The sequence below is a fragment of the Ruegeria sp. AB8 genome, from assembly GCF_056542605.1.
Window position 1 is genome coordinate 1 of sequence record NZ_JBQGAB010000098.1, and the last position, 1122, is coordinate 1122.

Below are 1122 nucleotides of genomic sequence, written 5' to 3' on the forward strand. Positions count from 1 at the left end.
GCAGGATGGCGGAAGCTGGGTCGATGCTTTGCGGTTTGACGCCATCCTGCGAGACCTTGATTGAAAAATTTGTATCGCCGGATAGGCCCATTTCGGCATGGCCGGTCCAGTTCGATTGAAACAGCAGCGAGGCAGTATCACCGGCACCAGCCTTGTTGATCTTGAGTTGGTGGCCAGCGCCCTCATGCGTCAACAAGGTGGCGGGGCTACGTACGGCCAGACGGTTTGTGCTGTCTGATCCGGTTGCGATGCCGATCCCGGAAAGGTTATGTGTATTGACCGGCGGGTCGATCCACGCCGACCCGTCCCAGACTTTCAACAGCCCTGCATTTTGATCCCAGGCCCGCCAGCCCATGTCGGGAGTCAAGAAATGCCACCCGTTGTCCAACCAAGCCGCCAGTTTTCCATCTTGTCCGGACCATGCCGCGGTCGGAGACGTGCCCAATGCATAGGTTTCACCCTGATCAGGAGCAGCTGGTGGGATCGTCGCGTTAACGGACGCAACGCTTAGCTGCACCACCAGATCTAGCGCACGCAGCGCTTCGTTATGGGTCACATGTTTTTGGGCCTGCGCGGGTTGCAGATAGGGCAGATTTAGACGGGGAGAGTTCTGTGGCATGGGCATCCTCCTGTGGTGTCGGTCCGATGATGATTGCGCGCCACACTGCCGTGATGTGCGTAAATCCCGCCTGACCCAGCCGAACTCCCAGGTTTCGAATTTTTAAGATTTGGTCTCGGATATATGGAGACATCTGCCTTGCAGATGCCCCAAACTTGGATCAGTTCTTGAAATCAGATCTCAGTCACGCGCGTAGACATCTTCGTAGCGAATAATGTCATCTTCACCCAAATAGGTCCCGGTCTGCACCTCGATAAGAACCATTGGCACTTTGCCTGGGTTTACCATCCGGTGCACGGCCCCGAGCGGCACATAGACGGATTCATTCTCAGAAACGAGCTGTACCTTGTCGTCAATAGTCACCTCGGCGGTGCCTTCCACGACAATCCAATGCTCGGACCGATGGTGATGCGATTGCAAGCTCAGCGAAGCGCCGGGATGGACGTGAATGCGTTTGACCTGAAACCGATCGCCGATGACGAGGCTTTCGAACCATCCCCAAG

2 protein-coding genes are annotated in these 1122 nt (G+C 56.1%); both read right to left on the bottom strand.

Annotated elements, in window-relative coordinates; all coding sequences use genetic code 11:
- Positions 1 to 619: DUF2793 domain-containing protein (locus ACR0CG_RS23910; protein ID WP_480527997.1), on the bottom strand; the 619-nt coding region annotated here is incomplete at its 3' end.
- A 180-nt stretch (positions 620 to 799) separates the two neighbouring features.
- Positions 800 to 1122 (bottom strand): cupin domain-containing protein (locus ACR0CG_RS23915; protein WP_480527999.1); only part of this gene is annotated, 323 nt, incomplete at its 5' end.